15 protein-coding genes and 1 pseudogene are annotated in these 14,081 nt (G+C 63.8%); 10 read left to right on the forward strand and 6 right to left on the reverse strand.

Annotated features, from left to right (window positions below):
* Positions 1–128: 128 nt before the first annotated feature.
* The 5 genes and pseudogenes from FSY45_RS21095 to phnX all read left to right on the forward strand — a co-directional run.
* Positions 129–338 (forward strand): annotated as a pseudogene (locus tag FSY45_RS21095) (phosphonate ABC transporter substrate-binding protein); the annotation flags it as partial.
* Positions 335–1,180 carry a phosphonate ABC transporter ATP-binding protein gene (phnC, locus tag FSY45_RS21100; RefSeq protein ID WP_046462691.1) on the forward strand — a complete coding sequence of 282 codons (846 nt, stop codon included), beginning with the start codon at positions 335–337 and terminating at the stop codon, positions 1,178–1,180. The pseudogene FSY45_RS21095 and the gene phnC, both read left to right, overlap by 4 nt.
* Positions 1,177–2,007: a phosphonate ABC transporter, permease protein PhnE gene (gene phnE / locus FSY45_RS21105; RefSeq protein ID WP_148748374.1), complete on the forward strand. Its 831-nt coding sequence runs from the start codon at positions 1,177–1,179 to the stop codon at positions 2,005–2,007. The genes phnC and phnE overlap by 4 nt, the downstream gene beginning before the upstream one ends.
* 119 nt (positions 2,008–2,126) lie before the next feature.
* Positions 2,127–3,215 (forward strand): iron-containing alcohol dehydrogenase PsrA, encoded by a 1,089-nt coding sequence (psrA, locus tag FSY45_RS21110; RefSeq protein WP_046462692.1) that lies wholly within the window; start codon positions 2,127–2,129, stop codon positions 3,213–3,215.
* Between the two features lie 60 nt (positions 3,216–3,275).
* Entirely contained in the window at positions 3,276–4,139 is an 864-nt protein-coding gene (gene phnX, locus FSY45_RS21115; protein ID WP_046462693.1) for a phosphonoacetaldehyde hydrolase, read from the forward strand.
* A gap of 97 nt (positions 4,140–4,236) precedes the next feature.
* On the opposite strand, the gene FSY45_RS21120 is transcribed toward phnX, so the two are convergent.
* Complete coding sequence (locus FSY45_RS21120; RefSeq protein ID WP_046462694.1) at positions 4,237–4,755, reverse strand: MarR family winged helix-turn-helix transcriptional regulator; 519 nt, start codon at positions 4,753–4,755, stop codon at positions 4,237–4,239.
* Positions 4,756–4,891: 136 nt separating this feature from the next.
* Between FSY45_RS21120 and FSY45_RS21125 the strand changes: the two genes are divergently transcribed.
* Both FSY45_RS21125 and FSY45_RS21130 read left to right on the forward strand, forming a co-directional pair.
* Positions 4,892–6,811: an FAD-binding monooxygenase gene (locus FSY45_RS21125; RefSeq protein ID WP_046462695.1), complete on the forward strand. Its 1,920-nt coding sequence runs from the start codon at positions 4,892–4,894 to the stop codon at positions 6,809–6,811.
* A 143-nt stretch (positions 6,812–6,954) separates the two neighbouring features.
* Positions 6,955–7,254, forward strand: coding sequence for a putative quinol monooxygenase (locus FSY45_RS21130; RefSeq protein WP_046462696.1), 300 nt, complete (start codon positions 6,955–6,957; stop codon positions 7,252–7,254).
* A 43-nt stretch (positions 7,255–7,297) separates the two neighbouring features.
* Here FSY45_RS21130 and FSY45_RS21135 read toward each other — a convergent pair whose 3' ends face one another.
* On the reverse strand, positions 7,298–7,654 hold the full coding sequence (locus FSY45_RS21135; protein ID WP_034356876.1) for a cupin domain-containing protein: 357 nt from the start codon (positions 7,652–7,654) through the stop codon (positions 7,298–7,300).
* 229 nt (positions 7,655–7,883) lie between these two features.
* On the opposite strand from FSY45_RS21135, the gene FSY45_RS21140 reads away from it, so the two are divergent.
* Positions 7,884–8,159 (forward strand): VF530 family DNA-binding protein, encoded by a 276-nt coding sequence (locus FSY45_RS21140; RefSeq protein WP_003063602.1) that lies wholly within the window; start codon positions 7,884–7,886, stop codon positions 8,157–8,159.
* 108 nt (positions 8,160–8,267) lie between these two features.
* Here the strand turns inward: FSY45_RS21140 and fghA are convergent, their stop codons facing one another.
* The 3 genes from fghA to FSY45_RS21155 all read right to left on the reverse strand — a co-directional run bounded on the left by fghA (position 8,268) and on the right by FSY45_RS21155 (position 11,741).
* A complete protein-coding gene (gene fghA / locus FSY45_RS21145; protein WP_003063600.1) occupies positions 8,268–9,119 on the reverse strand; it encodes an S-formylglutathione hydrolase in 852 nt (283 codons plus the stop codon).
* Between the two features lie 252 nt (positions 9,120–9,371).
* The gene (locus FSY45_RS21150; RefSeq protein WP_003063597.1) at positions 9,372–10,493 is read right to left on the reverse strand and encodes an S-(hydroxymethyl)glutathione dehydrogenase/class III alcohol dehydrogenase; all 1,122 of its coding nucleotides are present in this window, start codon (positions 10,491–10,493) and stop codon (positions 9,372–9,374) included.
* A gap of 429 nt (positions 10,494–10,922) precedes the next feature.
* Positions 10,923–11,741, reverse strand: a complete 819-nt coding sequence (locus FSY45_RS21155; RefSeq protein WP_223305778.1) for a hypothetical protein — start codon at positions 11,739–11,741, stop codon at positions 10,923–10,925.
* A 149-nt stretch (positions 11,742–11,890) separates the two neighbouring features.
* Here FSY45_RS21155 and FSY45_RS21160 point away from each other — a divergent pair, with 149 nt between their 5' ends.
* A complete protein-coding gene (locus tag FSY45_RS21160; RefSeq protein WP_003063594.1) occupies positions 11,891–12,913 on the forward strand; it encodes a GlxA family transcriptional regulator in 1,023 nt (340 codons plus the stop codon).
* Positions 12,914–12,960: 47 nt separating this feature from the next.
* Here the strand turns inward: FSY45_RS21160 and FSY45_RS21165 are convergent, their stop codons facing one another.
* Positions 12,961–13,416: a helix-turn-helix domain-containing protein gene (locus tag FSY45_RS21165; RefSeq protein ID WP_046462698.1), complete on the reverse strand. Its 456-nt coding sequence runs from the start codon at positions 13,414–13,416 to the stop codon at positions 12,961–12,963.
* 153 nt (positions 13,417–13,569) lie between these two features.
* Between FSY45_RS21165 and FSY45_RS21170 the strand changes: the two genes are divergently transcribed.
* A complete protein-coding gene (locus FSY45_RS21170) occupies positions 13,570–14,079 on the forward strand; it encodes a hypothetical protein (protein ID WP_046462699.1) in 510 nt (169 codons plus the stop codon).
* The last annotated feature ends 2 nt before the right edge of the window (positions 14,080–14,081 follow it).

Below are 14,081 nucleotides of genomic sequence, written 5' to 3' on the forward strand. Positions count from 1 at the left end.
CAGCCTCCGCGCGCTTGAGCGCCTCCAATATCTGGCTATCTGTGAATCTCGACTTCTTCATCTGCAGAACTCCCTCTTAACGAGAAAATTCTACTTCTCCCAGCGGTGGATTTCAGGGGGTATTACCCAAGGACATCCCCGAGTCGCCCATGGCCTGGCGCAAGAATCTGGACGAAGCCACCAAGAAGAAAGTGGCTGCGGCACTGGCCGAGATCAAGGGCCTGCCCTGGGGCGACCGTGGCGAGCTCAACGGTTTTGCGCCCACCAGCGATCAGGCCTACGACGTGGTGCGCCAGACTGCCAAGGCGCTGAATCTGGACCTCGGGAAGATGAAATGATCAGCATCCGCAATCTGCGCAAAAGCTATGGCAGCAACCATGTGCTGAATGGCATAGACATGGATGTGAAGGCCGGCGAGTTCGTGGTGATGTTAGGTCTGTCGGGTGCCGGCAAGTCCACCTTGCTGCGCTGCATGAACGGGCTGAATCAGCCCGACAGCGGCCAGCTGCAGGTGGGCGGCATCGACCTGATGCGCAGGCACTCGCGCCGCGAGCTGGCCCGCCATGTGGCCATGGTCTTTCAGCACCACAACCTGGTGCAGCGCCTGTCGGTGCGCAAGAACGTGCTCACGGGGCGGCTGGGCCAGGTCGGCACGCTGGCCTCGGTGCTGCAGCTGTTCAAGCAAAGCGATATCGCACTGGCCGACGCATGCCTGCAGCGCGTGGGCCTGGCCCACAAGGCCGATGAGCGCACCGAAGCGCTCTCGGGCGGGCAGATGCAGCGCGTGGGCATTGCCCGTGCACTGGCACAGCAGCCGCAGGTGATTCTGGCCGACGAGCCCGTGGCCAGCCTGGACCCCAAGACTGCGCGCAGCGTGCTGCAGTATCTGCGCGATGCCACGCGCGAGTTGGGCATTGCCGTGGTCTGCAATCTGCACCAGGTCGATTACGCCCGGGAGTTTGGCGATCGCATCGTCGGTCTGTCGCAAGGGCGCATGGTGTTTGATGGCGTGCCGGCCATGCTTGACGAGGCTGCGCTCAACGCCATCTACAGCGGTGAGCCTCAGCCCGCCGGACATGCCCCAGAGCAGGGCGCTGCGCTGCATCTCAGCAGCACCGCAGTCGGCAACTGGCTGCCCGGGGCGATGTCGCCAGCCACTGCCGCAGGAGGTCTGCAATGAACAGCCAGAGCTTGAAACAGACCGATCGTTGGCAATGGACGGCGGGGCGCCCCGAAAGCACTGGCGGCTGGCTGGGCTATGCCGCAATGGCCTTGGCCATCGGCTGGGTGCTGCACTGGAGTGCTGCGGGCGCGCAGATGAGCTGGAGCGAGCTGGCGGGCGGCATGCCGCAGATTGGCGACTTTCTCTCACGCTCGGTGCCGCCGGACTGGAGCATGCTGCCACGCCTGTGGGCACCGGCGCTGGAGACGATACAGATCGCCATCTGGGGGACTTTGCTGAGCGTGATTCTGGCCCTGCCTTTGTCTTTCATTGCTGCCAGCAATCTGCACGGCTGGCACTGGCTGCGTCGCATCACGCGCCAGTTTCTCAATGTGATCCGCAGCATCAACGAGCTGATTCTGGCGCTGGTATTTGTCTCGGCCGTGGGCCTGGGCCCCTTCCCCGGCGTGCTGGCCCTGCACGGCATGGGCATGCTGGCCAAGTTCTTTGCCGAAGCCATCGAGGAAATCGACGACGGCCCGCTGCAGGCCTTGCGCAGCGCTGGTGCCAGCCAGCTGCAGATCATCGCCTTCGGTGTGGTGCCCCAGGTCATCACCGCCTGGATTGCCGTGGTGCTCTACCGCTTCGAAGTCAATCTGCGTTCGGCCACCGTGCTGGGCATGGTCGGAGCGGGCGGTCTGGGCTTCGAGCTGGTCAGCAGCCTCAAGCTGTTCCGCTACCAGGAGACCGCGACCTGCATCATCGTCATCACGGTGATGGTGATTGCAGCCGACATGGCATCGAACTGGCTGCGCAGCCGCATACAGCAGGGCACTCGCCACTGATCTCGCTGCGGTGCCGGTGTGTGCCGCAGTGCTTGAACCATCAAAAATATGAGCTATCAGCGCTTGGTACATAAGCGCCAAGGGCTGATTTCGCTCAAAAAATGTCAAAAGGCTTTCTCGTGTGGACCTATCACAACCCCGTGCATATCAGCGTGGGTCGCAACAGTCTCGATCAGCTGCCGGCCCTGCTGGCCGGGCGCAGCTGCCTGCTGGTCACCTTTCCCGAGGCCCAAAGCCTGGGCCTGGTGCAGCGCATGCGCCAACTGCTGGGAGCGCAGCTTCGCGGCGTGATCGACAGCATTGCCCCCAATCCCGATGTGCAGTGGCTGGCGCCGCTGTACGAGCAGGTGCAGCGTGACCATGCCGAGGTGCCCGTGATCGTGGCCCTGGGGGGCGGCAGCGCCATCGACTCGGCCAAGGCCTTGATCTGCCATACGCCCGGCGGCCGCTTTGCCGATCTGCTGGCGCTGCTCAAGCAGGGTGGCCAGTTGGGGGCGGGAGGGCACAAGGCCCTGATCGCCATCCCCACCACTGCTGGCACGGGCAGCGAAGTCACGCCCTGGGCCACGATCTGGGATCAGGCCGCCGGCCAGAAGTATTCGCTGCACCAGTCCTGCACCTGGCCCGAGGCCGCGGTCATCGATGCCGAGCTGATGACCAGCCTGCCGGCCGGCGCCACGCTGGCCTCGGGGCTGGATGCGCTGTCGCATGCGCTGGAATCTATCTGGAACGTGAACCGCAACCCGGTCTCCATGGCGCTGGCCGTGCAGTCGGCGCGCCGCACCCTGGCCACGTTGCCCGCCCTGATGCAGGATCTGGATAACGCGCAGCTGCGCAGCGAGATGGCCGAAGCCGCGCTGATGGCCGGCCTGGCTTTTTCTAACACCAAGACCGCACTCGCGCATTCGCTGTCCTACGACATCACGCTGCAGCATGGCGTGCCGCACGGCCTGGCCTGCTCGTTCAGCTTGCCCCTGGTGCTGGAGATGGCGCTGGGCGCAGATGCGGTGGCCGATGCCGCCTTGCTCTCCATCTTCGATGCCAGCACGCCTGCTGTGGCTATCGAGCGTCTGCGCAGCATTCTGCAAGGGCTGGGCGTTGCCACTGATCCGGCCCACTACGGTGTGCAGCCCCAGGCCTGTAGCGCCATGCTGCAAAAAGCTGCCAGCGGACCGCGCGGTCGCAACTTCATACGCTCTCTGAGCTGAGTCCTGCAACCCGATCACGCTCCCGCTTTCCATCCTGTTGAAGTCACCACTGAAAAAATCATGAACTCCATCGCTCAAGCCGAAACCCTGGTCCTGTCCCAGCCCTCTGTCGACCTGTCACCGCTGCAAGCCGTCATCTTCGACTGGGCCGGCACGCTGGTGGACTTTGGTTCGCTCGCACCCACGCAAATCTTTGTCGAAGCCTTTGCCAGCTTCGGCATCAGCATCACGCTGGTGCAGGCACGCGGCCCCATGGGCCTGTCCAAATGGGACCATATCCACCAGTTGCTGCAGGATGAAAGCATTGCCGCGCAATGGCAGACCGTTTTTGGCCGGACGCCGACCAACGAGGATGTGGATGCCATCTACGCGCGCTTCATGCCGCTGCAGATTGCCAAGGTGGGCGAGTTCTCGGCCCCCATAGCAGGCGCGGTGCAGACGCTGCAATGGTTGCGCGCCCATGGTCTCAAGGTCGGCTCATGCTCGGGTTACCCGCGTGAGGTGCTCAACCAGTTGCTGCCGCAGGCCGAGGGCGCAGGCCTCAAGCCCGACTATGTGGTGGCGGGCGACGAGCTGGAGGCCGGTGGCCGCCCCGGGCCCTTCATGGCACTGGCCAATGTGCTGGCGCTGGGCATTGGCGATGTGCGTGCCTGCGTGAAGGTGGACGACACCGTGCCCGGCATCGAGGAGGGTCTGCGCGCAGGCATGTGGACCGTGGGCCTGAGCCTGTCGGGCAACGAGGTCGGCTATAGCGTGGAGGAGTTTGCCAGGGCGCCCGAGCAAGAGGTCGAGGCTCGTGTCGCCGTGGCCGAAGCCAAGCTCAAAAAGGCCGGTGCCCATTACGTGGTGCGCAGCGTGGCCGATCTGCCGGCCGTGCTGGCGCAGATCGCGGCCGAGATGCGTGCGGGAAAAATGCCGTTCTAGGACTCGGTTCTGGAGCTTGCAGACCCGGTTGCGAGTCCGGCCCTGAAAAGCCAAGCCCCAGGCCTGACGGCCCGGGGCTTTTTTATGCAGTTGGGGCTCAGCCTGCGGGTGTCTGCGCCTCGGGATCGAGCTGCTCGTGGTGCTCGATGACCTTGCGCATCAGCTGTGTGAAGAGTTCGCGCTCGGTCTCGCTCAGCGGGTCCAGCATCTGCTGCTGGGCTTGCAGCACGGAGGGGCCGGCATCCGCCAGCAGGGCCTGGCCCTCGGGCGTCAGGGACAGCAGACGCACGCGTCTATCCTTGGCCGTGTGCTGGCGCAACAGCAGACCGCGTGCTTCCAGGCGGTCGATCACGCCGCCGATGGTGGATTTGTCAAAGCCCACTTCCATGCTCAGCGTGCGCTGGTCTATGCCCGGCAGATGCACCAGTTTCTGTAGCACGGCAAATTGCAGCGGCGTCACGCCCCAGGCTTCGGTGGCCTGGCTGAACACAGCCACGGCCACCTGCTGCAGGCGGCGTATGCCGTGGCCGGGAAAGGTTTCCACCTCCAGGCGTGGAAAGACGGTGTGGCTGCTGGCGCTGTCTGAGGCAGCGTTTGGCAGTGCAGAGTTAATCATGGTTTTCCCTAGGTGGGGTTGGCATTTCAAGTTTCGAATAATACGATGCATGCATTTGGTATGCATACATACTATTTGTGTGCGGACTGATTGGGCAGACACTGGCGTCTGCGCACTTGAAGAACTTGAGGCCTCCATGCAGTTTCATTTGAACGGTTTTCGTCCCGGCAACCCCTTGATCGCTCCAGCTTCGCCGCTGGCCCCTGCCCATACCGAGACCGTGCCCTCGCAGGTCGATGTGCTGATTGTGGGCTGCGGTCCTGCCGGCCTGACGCTGGCCGCGCAACTGGCGGCCTTTCCCGATATCCGAACCTGCATCGTGGAACAAAAGGAAGGCCCCATGGAGCTGGGCCAGGCCGATGGCATTGCCTGCCGCACCATGGAGATGTTCGAGGCCTTCGAGTTCGCTGACTCCATCCTCAAGGAGGCCTGCTGGATCAACGACGTTACTTTCTGGAAGCCCGACCCCGGCCAGCCCGGTCGGATCGCCCGCCATGGCCGCGTGCAGGACACGGAAGACGGTCTGTCCGAGTTCCCTCACGTCATCCTGAACCAGGCGCGCGTGCACGACCACTATCTGGAGCGCATGCGCAACTCGCCCAGCCGTCTGCAGCCGCACTACGCCCACCGAGTGCTGGATGTGAAGGTCGACCACGGCGCTGCCGACTATCCGGTCACCGTGACGCTGGAGCGATGCGACGCCGCCCATGCCGGTCAGATCGAAACCGTGCAGGCCCGCTATGTGGTGGGCTGCGACGGCGCGCGCAGCAATGTGCGCCGGGCCATTGGCCGCCAGTTGGTCGGCGATTCGGCCAACCAGGCCTGGGGCGTGATGGATGTGCTGGCCGTGACGGACTTCCCCGATGTGCGCTACAAGGTGGCCATTCAGTCCGAGCAGGGCAATGTGCTCATCATCCCGCGCGAAGGCGGCCACCTGGTGCGCTTTTATGTGGAGATGGACAAGCTCGATGCCGACGAGCGTGTGGCCAGCCGCAACATCACGGTGGAGCAACTGATAGCAACCGCCCAGCGCGTGCTCCATCCCTACAAGCTTGACGTCAAGAATGTGCCGTGGTGGTCGGTGTATGAGATCGGCCAGCGCATCTGCGCCAAATATGACGATGTGGCCGATGCCGTGGCCACGCCGGACTCGCCCCTGCCGCGCGTCTTCATCGCCGGCGATGCCTGCCACACCCACAGCCCCAAGGCCGGGCAGGGCATGAATTTCTCCATGCAGGACAGCTTCAACCTGGGCTGGAAGCTGGCCGCCGTGCTGCGCAAGCAATGTGCGCCCGAGCTGCTGCACACCTATTCGTCTGAGCGCCAGGTCGTGGCCCAGCAACTGATCGACTTCGACCGCGAATGGGCCAAGATGTTCAGCGACCCAGCCAAGGAAGGCGGCCAGGGCGGTGTGGACCCCAAGGAATTCCAGAAGTACTTCGAACAGCATGGCCGCTTCACGGCTGGCGTGGGCACGCACTATGCGCCATCCGTGCTGACGGGGCAGGCCACGCATCAGGCACTGGCCAGCGGCTTCACGGTGGGCATGCGTTTCCATTCCGCACCGGTGGTGCGCGTCTCCGACGCCAAGCCCGTGCAGTTGGGCCACTGCGGCAAGGCCGATGGCCGCTGGCGCCTGTATGCGTTCGCCGGCCAGAACGACCTGGCGCAGCCTGAGTCCGGCCTGCTGGCGCTGTGCCGCTTCCTGGAGGGCGATGCGGCATCGCCGCTGCGCCGTTTCACGCCGGCCGGCCAGGATATCGACAGCATCTTCGATCTGCGTGCCATCCTCCCGCAGGCCTATACCGAGGTGGCGCTGGAGACATTGCCGGCCCTGTTGCTGCCGTCCAAGGGCCAGCTGGGAATGATCGACTATGAAAAGGTGTTCAGCCCCGATCTGAAGAATGCCGGCCAGGACATCTTCGAGCTGCGTGGCATCGACCGCCAGCAGGGCGCTCTGGTGGTGGTGCGTCCCGACCAGTATGTGGCCCAGGTTCTGCCCTTGGGCGATCACGCTGCACTGAGCGCCTATTTCGAGTCTTTCATGCGGGCCTGAGAGCCCGTGACCTAAGGGCTACTGAGCAGCATCAATGCCTGGAAGGTGTTTCAGGGAGGGCATGGCCCTCCCTTTTTGCGTCCGGGGCGGTGCGAGCTGGCGCTGCTTGCTACGATGTTTGCTTGTGCTCAAGAGGAGAAGACATGCTGTTGATCGTGGGTACCGTGCGTTTGCCATCCGAAAACCTGGCCCTTGCCCGACCTGCCATGCGTGCCATGGTGGAGGCCTCGCGTGCCGAGCCGGGCTGTCTCGAATACGGCTATGCCGAGGATGTGCTGGTGCCGGGGCTGATCCATGTGAAGGAGCTGTGGGCGGATCAGGCGGCGCTGGATGCACATTTCGCTTCCACGCATATCCAGGCCTGGCGCGCCGCCTGGCCGGAGCTGGGAATCGGACAGCGGGATTTGCGGCTCTACGAGGTCCAGGCGTCACGCGCCACCTGAGCTACGGCAGAGGCTTGCATGAAGATGCTTGGCGTGAGAGCGCCTAGTTTGAAGCCTGCTGCAGCCTGATGATGTCTACCGATATTTCCACTGCCGTCACGGCGCAACGGTTTTCAAGCCAGTGCGTGGTGTTCCTGTCTTCGGGCCAGCCCACGCCCGGGCCGTAGTCGGTGGCCACGCCATCTCTGTGGTCGGTGATGCAACCTTCGAGGATGTAGACCATGCCGGGTCGGTCCCTGTGGTCGTGAAGCGGGCCGAACACGCCGCCCGGCGCCATGGTCACCAGGCGCATGCGAAGCTGGCGCCCCGACATGCCTTCGATCTCGGGGCCCAGGTCGAGCGTGGCCAGCATTTGCACGGCCACCCCCCTGGTCTGGGGGACTTGCTGTTGCTTGGACATTCTTTGCTCCTTCGCGCCTCGTCATGGCCGTTGAAGCGAACCTGTCTTCGCTCAGGCCGGTTGCCAAAAGTGTGATCTCTTGCTGGCGCACAGCAAAGCCAAACCCATGTCATTGGCGTGGCGCATTTTCCATGTCCATTGCTGGGCGGGGAGAGGCGCTGCGGCCTGCACGGCCTGGCACTTGTCCCCGGAGCAGACGCCTGGAGGGTGATTCCCTGACAATGCGCCCATGACTTCCCAAGAACAACCGCGCAACCCGCTGCATGGGCTGACGCTTGAGCGCATCGTTACCGATCTGGTGGATTACTACGGCTGGCGCGAGCTGGGGCGCCGGGTGCCCGTGCGTTGCTTCAATCTGGATCCCAGCATCTCTTCGAGCCTGAAATTTCTGCGCAAGACGCCCTGGGCGCGCGAACAGGTGGAGCAGCTGTATGTACAGACCCAGCGTGCCGATGAGCGCGAGCAGCAGCGGCGCGCGAGAAGATCGGAGCGCTCCGAGGACTGATCCGGCGCCGGACCGCATCAAGAAGAAACCGCAGTCAGGCGGCTTTTGCCCGTGTGGGGTGACAGCTATGGCTGGGCAGTCTCGGCTGCGCGAACCCGTTCCAAAGAATCAGGCGCCCAGTTGCTGCGCATGGTGGCGCAGATGGTCGTCGACAAAGCTCTGGATGAAATAGTAGCCATGGTCGTAGCCCGCATGCCGGCGCAGCGTGAGCGGCTGACCGGCCTTGGCGCAGGCGGCTTCGAAGGCTTCGGGCAGCAATTGCTTTTCGATCAGGAACTTGTCGGCCAGGCCCTGGTCGATGAGGATGCCTGCGGGATAGGGGGCAGAGGCTTGCGCGCCCATCAGCTCGCTGGCGTCATGCCTGGCCCATTCGGCCTTGTCTTCGCCCAGATAGCCGCTGAAAGCCTTGTGGCCCCAGGGGCAGTTGAGCGGGTTGGCAATCGGTGCAAAGGCCGAGACCGACTTGAACCGGCCGGGGTGGCGCAATGCCAGGGTCAGCGCGCCGTGGCCGCCCATGCTGTGGCCGAAGATGCCCAGACGCTGCAGGTCCACGGGCAGCTTGCTGCCGACCAGGGGCAGCAGGTCATTGAGGATGTAGCTCTCCATGCGCCAGTGCAGCGCCCAGGGCTTGGTGGTTGCGTCCAGGTAGAAACCGGCGCCCACGCCAAAGTCCCAGCTGTCGGCCTCGCCCGCCAGACCCGCGCCGCGCGGGCTGGTATCGGGGCAGATCAGGGCGATATTGAGTTCGGAGGCCAGGCGCTGGGCGCCGGCCTTGATCATGAAGGTTTCCTCGGTACAGGTCAGACCCGCCAGATAGAGCAGGGCCGGCACTTTCTCGCCCATCACGGCCTTGGGCGGCAGATAGACCGAGAACTTCATGGCGAGGCCGATCTCGGAACTATGGTGTTCGTAATAGCGCTGAGCGCCGCCAAAGCAGGCGTGGGCGTTCTTGAGTTCCATGGCAGTCACTCCTAAAAGAAAAGCTGCTTGCGCTCGTCAATCAGGCGTTTGCAGCTGTTTTATATATAAATATGAATCAAAGCATGCGCAAGCAGCTATGAAATTAAAAGCGCTGGGTGGTTCTTCAAAACTAGCACGGCCCATCGATGAGACACCGAGGAAGCGCCGCCGCGCACCGAGGGTGTCGTCCCCCTTCCGCGAAGCGAGAAAGGGGGAAGGCGCGGGGCCGCCCAGGCGAAGCGCCTCAGGGGGTTACGAAGCGTCAGCGTAGTTCACCACCGAGCGGATCGACTTGCCTTCGTGCATCAGGTCGAAGGCTTCGTTGATCTTGGCCAGGCCCATGGTGTGGGTGACGAAGGGTTCGAGCTGAATCTTGCCAGCCATGGCGTCTTCCACCATGCCGGGCAGCTCGCTGCGGCCCTTGACGCCGCCAAAGGCCGTGCCCAGCCACTTGCGGCCGGTCACCAGCTGGAAGGGGCGGGTCTTGATCTCCTGACCGGCACCGGCCACGCCGATGATGACCGACTGGCCCCAGCCGCGGTGGGCGCATTCCAGCGCCGCGCGCATCACGTCCACATTGCCTATGCATTCAAAGCTGTGGTCCACGCCCCAGCCCGTCATCTCGACGATCACTTGCTGGATGGGCTTGTCGAAGTCCTTGGGGTTCACGCAGTCGGTGGCGCCAAAGGTCCTGGCCAACTCGAACTTGCCGGGGTTGGTGTCGACGGCGATGATGCGGCCGGCCTTGGCCAGCTTGGCGCCCTGGATCACGGCCAGGCCGATGCCGCCCAGGCCGAACACGGCCACGGTGTCGCCTTCCTGCACCTTGGCAGTGTTCTTGACCGCGCCCAGACCGGTGGTCACGCCGCAGCCCAAGAGGCAGACCTGCTCGGGGTTGGCATCGGGGTTGACCTTGGCCAGCGAGACGGCAGCAACCACGGTGTATTCGCTGAAGGTCGAGCAGCCCATGTAGTGATAGATGGGCTCGCCCTTGTAGCTGAAGCGCGTCGTGCCGTCGGGCATCACGCCCTTGCCCTGGGTGGCGCGCACGGCCACGCACAGATTGGTCTTGCCGCTCTTGCAGAACAGGCATTCGCCGCATTCGGCGGTGTACAGCGGAATCACATGATCGCCGGGCTTGACGCTGGTTACGCCTTCGCCCACTTCCACCACAATGCCTGCGCCTTCGTGACCCAGCACGGCGGGGAAGATGCCTTCGGGGTCGTCACCGCTCAGGGTGAAGGCGTCGGTGTGACAGACGCCGGTATGGGTGATCTTGACCAGCACCTCGCCAGCCTTGGGCGGCGCGACGTCGATCTCGACGATTTGCAGGGGTTCTCCAGCTTTGAAGGCTACGGCGGCGCGGGATTTCATGGGCAGGTCTTTCTTGGAAGGCTGAGGATGCGGTGGCTGCCCGGGGCAGGGCCGAGGCCTGACTGGGCGCACCGGTTGTGAAGTGTGAATGTAGGCGATCCCGTCGCCCTATGGAAATTCGTGGCCGCAGATGGCGGCTCTTTGGCCGAATGTCACATGGTTCGCGGGATCGTCTTCTGTCGGCTGGCGATGCCATGAATCCTGATCAGCCGCTTTGCACTCCGGCTGAGGCCGCCATCATAGGGACGGCATGGTCGGCGTCCATCCTGCCGCTGGCGGGCCCTTGAACATCATCAGCAACTTGACCGCGTTCTTGCTGGCGGTTCGGGCAGCATGCGTTGCAGCATTGATCGGGGAGGACCTGGTCGTCACACCCGAGTCGGATCATCGCGGGCAGCACGGAGTATTGGCGCGCCTAGCGTCTCCAGCTCAATCCTCATTCGGTATCAGCGTCCCCCATACCGGCAGGTGTGCGTCTGGTGGCGCCGGGCCGTCATAGGCCGGCTGCACCTCAATGGCGGGCTTGCCCTCCTGGCAATCGATGAAGCCCCATTGACTGGGACGGTAGCGCGCCTCGGGGCCGTCGGGGGTGCCGACCAGAAACTCGGCCTGAATGTCATAGTCGATCAAGGGCACATGCAGGCTGGCGATATCGCCCTTGCGGCATTCCAGATAGGAGCGCTTCGGGTCGACCACCCAGGCGCCATAACCCGGGTTGACGTCGGGATCGAAGTGGAACACCGGACCGAGGCGCTGGTCGCGGGCAAGCTCCAACACGCCGTTGCCGATGGCGCTGACCCAGGCACCTGCAATTTGCACCGGTTGCGTAAAGCGCGCCGCACTCAGTCCTCGCAGGCCAAGCGGTCGCTGGCGCTCGCCGTTGTCAAAGGCGTCGTAGCGGTTGATCAAGGTGCCTTTGGGGAATAGCTGCTCCCCATAGCGGAAGTCCTCGGGCAGCACGAAGCGCTGTCGGCTTTCGCGATAGTGGGCCCGCAGCGTCACGGCCTCTTCAATCTGCACTAGCTTGCGCGCCAGCACCAGGCCCCAGAGATCGCCGGCCAGGGCCAATATGGCCACCACCACGACGGGCCAGTGCCAGAACGGCGGGCGCTCGGAGGCGGGCGTGTGTCTATGGCGCAGCCACCAGAACAGCCCGCGCAGCAGCAGCCACAGGCTCAGGCCGGCTGCCACCAGGGGGGCGAGCAGCAGCAACAGCATGGGCAGGGTAAAAAGAGGTCCGGGAATCATGGGCGGAAAAAGGGGCAGAAGCCCCGGACTTTAGCAGTGGATGCGACTGCCTGCACTAGCTGCCGAGAGGGCTTGCGTATAGTCGAGGCTTGTGCGCTGCAAGTGCCTGCAGCGCTGGTTGTATATGCTCGAATTGCTCTGATTTTTGTATGGAACACCATCACGCTGGCGCCCACCGCGTCGATCTGGTTGTCTACCCCGGCTTCAAGGCGCTGGAGGCCATAGGCCCCATGTCCGTGTTTGACTATGCCAATGTGCATCTGCGGCACAAAGGCCTGCCTGACGGATATGTGGTGCGGGTGGTGGCGTCACAGGCCGGTCTGGTGCCCTCGGACACCTTGATGGGCTTGCAGGCCAGCCATACCCTGGCGCAGGTCGAGGCCGAGGGCACGGGGTGCACGGTGCTGCTGGTGGGTGCGCGCCATATCGAGCAGGTGCTGGCGGCTTCGCCCGAGCTGGTGGACTGGGTGGCGCGAGTGGCTCCCGGGGTCGGGCGCATGATCGCGCTGTGCAGCGGCAGTTTTTTTCTGGCAGCAGCCGGTTTGCTCAATGATCGCCGCGCGGCCACGCACTGGAGTGTGGCCGGGGCGCTTGCCCAGCGTTATCCGCGGGTGCAGGTGGATGCCGATGCAATCTATGTGTGCGACGAAATCAAGGACAGCGACGGCATGCGTCAGCTCTGGACTTCGGCCGGTGTCACTGCCGGCATTGATCTGGCACTGGCGGTGGTGGAGCATGATTTCGGCCATGCGCTGGCACTGCAGGTGGCGCGCGACCTGGTCATGTATCTCAAACGCCCCGGCGGCCAGTCGCAGTTCAGCGTATCCTTGGCCGCACAGGCCACGCAGCACAGCGCAGTGCAGGCCGCTCAGCAGTGGGTGCTGGAGCACCTGGACCAGCCCATGCCGCTGGCGCTGCTGGCGGGCAAGGCGGCGATGAGCGAGCGCAATTTTCGCCGCGTCTTTCAGCAGGAGACCGGCTGCAGTCCCAGCAGCTTTGTGGAAAACGCTCGCCTGGAGCGGGCCAAGCAGCTGTTGGAGAATCTGGGCTCTGTGCCCCTCAAGACCGTGGCCGCCAAGGTCGGGTTGGGCTCGGAGCAAGCGCTGCGACATCTGTTCGTGCGCAAGCTGGGTATCACGCCTGTGGCTTACCGGGAGCGGTTCGGAGACTGATGGGCTTGCGGCGTTCTGTCGGAAGCAGCCGGCTTTCGGCCAGCCGATCAGAACAGAGGGCTCTTGAAGAAATCCAGAGCGGCCTTGGCGGCAGCAAAATTGCGCTCGATCTGCGCCTGTTGCTCATCGTGGTTCGCGGTCTCGACGGCAGGTTCGGCAGCGGACTTGGTCCTCTTTGGCGCCGCAGTTCTTTTCCTGTCTAGGCAGGGGGCATCCGAGCGGGATGCGGGTGCCAGTGCTGGAACCTTGGGTGCGAGCAACCGGGTCAGGTCCAGCTCGGGATTGAGCTGCCACAGGCAGGACACATAGGTCGCCATGGCCACGGCCGGGTCGCCGCGCTCTATGCGTGCCATGGTGGGCTGGGAAATACCCAGCCGCTCTGCCCACTGCGTCTGTGTTTCGCACCGACTCTTGCGCAGGGCCACGATGTGCTGGGCCAGCTGCGTTATCTGCAAAAGAATGGCGGGCGGAAACTCTGCGGGACTGGTGTTCTGGCGAGGCATATGCCAATAGTAGGCAGATTTGGGGAGTGCTCAGGGCAAACAGGGCACTCTTTGCATTGAGTCAGCAGTTTTCTTGACTGTCCTACGAAGCGGCCAGATCAAGTCTGCAAGCATGGGCGGCGATGGATCGTCAACACGGTCCTGGAGTTGCTCATGAAGTTTGTTCACTGGCTCTACACCCTGACCCATTCGCTGATTGCCCTGCTGTTCGGCCTGGCGGCGTTGTGCCTGATCTGGATGGCGGTCACCAAGGCCTGGGCCGTAATTGCTGCCGGTCTGGAGCCGGAGGCCACGCTGCATGTGGTGGAGGCGCTGGGCATTCTGGCCTCAGGCGTGGTGGCTCTGCAGATTTCCCAGACCGTGATTGAAGAAGAGGTGGTGCGCGACGCCCATATCAGCGGCCCGACAAGAGTGCGTCGCTTTCTCTCACGCTTTATGGTGGTGCTGGTGGTCGCCCTGGCCGTCGAGGGATTGGTCGCCACCTTCAAGGCCCAGGAGCAGCCCGAGAAGCTGCTGTATTCCGCCGCCTTGGTCATTGCCGTCGGCATGCTCATGGTCGGCTGGGGGGTGTTTGTGCACCTGAATCGTTCGGCGGAGGAACTGGAGCCCGAGGCCATGGAGGAGGCCAAGAGCGAGGACCGCAAGGTCAGCAACTACCACTGACT

The organism is Comamonas sp. Z1 (genome assembly GCF_008121555.1).
In the GTDB taxonomy this organism is placed as follows: Bacteria; Pseudomonadota; Gammaproteobacteria; order Burkholderiales; family Burkholderiaceae_C; genus Comamonas; species Comamonas thiooxydans.